This is a genomic window from Streptomyces sp. NRRL F-2664 (assembly GCF_000719345.1).
In the GTDB taxonomy this organism is placed as follows: Bacteria; Actinomycetota; Actinomycetes; order Streptomycetales; family Streptomycetaceae; genus Streptomyces.
The window spans coordinates 1-307 of sequence record NZ_JOFX01000478.1; the positions used below are offsets into that span (position 1 = coordinate 1).

Annotated in this window: 1 protein-coding gene; it reads right to left on the reverse strand. The window is 75.6% G+C overall.

Annotated features, from left to right (window positions below):
• Nucleotides 1–307, reverse strand: a 307-nt coding sequence (locus IF89_RS40010) for a hypothetical protein (RefSeq protein WP_043195093.1), incomplete at both ends; no start/stop codon positions are given.

Genomic DNA, 307 nt, shown 5'->3' on the forward strand with positions numbered 1-307 from the left:
GGTCACCGCGCCGAGGGGCGAGGCGACCTTGGTGACGACGGGGCCGTGTCCGGCCAGCGGCCGCCCGTACTCCAGCCCCGTCACCGCCCCGTCCCCCGCGGTCGCCTTGCGGACCAGCCCGTCCTGCAGCTCCAGGACGGCCGTCAGCCGGTGGCCGTCGCCGGAACGGGCCGGGGCGGTGAAGACGACCCGGCCGTCGCCGTAGGCCACTTCTGTGGTGGCGCCGTAGGGGTCGGTGACAGACGTGAGCTGCCAGGTCTCCCCGGCCGGGGTGAAGGCGAAGTCGGTGCGGTTGCCGTGCCGGTCC